The following is a 1,153-nucleotide window of genomic DNA, read 5'->3' on the forward strand; positions in this document are numbered from 1 at the left end:
CGACGGGATTTTTGATTGGTCACGGAGAAGTTCTGCCCCGTGCTGACAACAGGGTGACCTTGCAGGGACAAGTGGATCGTTGGGATGTAGCTGTTCCCCATATCAACTGCCAATGGAGCGTCAATGAATTGGCGATGGTGGATCACATGCGCGGTCGGATTCAGGCTTGCATTTCTGCCGCCGGGGGGGAACCCTTGCCAATCAAAGACCTGTTTCACCTGCCTTTGGTCGAGCCCTTTTTGAAAGGCGCTGTGGCCTTAAGCGAAGGTGCAGCTCCGCCTGGCTACTACATCCACGAAGTGGGAGGGGCTCCATTCGGTTGTGATGAACGCACCAGTGTTCTCAATGCCAGCAACCAATTGTGGAGAACACCAAATGTGCTGGTTGTGGATGGCGCTTGTTGGCCAACCTCCGCTTGGCAGTCTCCAACGCTCACGATGATGGCGATCAGTCGTCGCGCTTGCCTCCTCGCCCTTGAGGCTCGGACTGCATAAACAAATCGTCGAGATAGCGCTCGCTTACGGCCCGATTGTCGCTGCCGTTTTGGAAGAGAAAGTGGGCTAGTGCCGAACTCATCACTCGGTATTGATCCCAGGTGGGGTGGTCTCCAATGAAATCTTTCATGCCGCGGTAGAGCACTTCGGGGATTTCTGCTTCCAGACTCACGTAGGAATGCGAAGGCGATGAAACACTCATGGTGAGCGGAGGCGTGCTTGTGGAAACAACAGCGTCTGTTGCTCCCAACCCATGACATTTCTCCAAATGATTTCGATCCATTGAGCCTCGCTCTGACTCGTTGACGTCCATAAGAAAGCCATACAAACCCCGTATTCGTCAAAACAACTGATTTTTGAAAAAGCCGTGGATGAGACTTGGCAAGAAACTAGTATTTGCAATCGATTTAAGGCTTTCGGTTGGGACGCTTAACCAAGGCTTTATCCAACCGAAGTCCAATCGAAGTGCCCGTCAAGACAGTTTTTGTTTTTGGTTCTCTCTTCACAGGCTTCAGGAATGATGGGCATCTCAACGAACTGCTTGTGGAAATTGGGACCGATGTTGTGGAAAAAAAAGGGAAGACGTCCCTGCTTTTTTATTGATTAATAAATCTGATATTCGGAAAATCTCACTAGTTCTTACTGAGACTGGTCGCGCT

2 protein-coding genes are annotated in these 1,153 nt (G+C 50.7%); one reads left to right on the plus strand and one right to left on the minus strand.

Translation table 11 applies throughout. The annotated features are described in order from the left end of the window. A partial coding sequence (locus tag WH5701_RS17065; RefSeq protein ID WP_232202009.1) for a GMC family oxidoreductase occupies window positions 1-494 on the plus strand: 494 nt, incomplete at its 5' end. Here the strand turns inward: WH5701_RS17065 and WH5701_RS15530 are convergent. Next, window positions 448-777 (minus strand): DUF2811 domain-containing protein, encoded by a 330-nt coding sequence (locus WH5701_RS15530; protein ID WP_037981811.1) that lies wholly within the window; start codon window positions 775-777, stop codon window positions 448-450. The two genes, WH5701_RS17065 and WH5701_RS15530, sit on opposite strands and share 47 nt — an antisense overlap. Window positions 778-1,153 lie beyond the last annotated feature (376 nt).

Source organism: Synechococcus sp. WH 5701, assembly GCF_000153045.1.
Classification (GTDB): Bacteria; Cyanobacteriota; Cyanobacteriia; order PCC-6307; family Cyanobiaceae; genus Regnicoccus_A; species Regnicoccus_A antarcticus.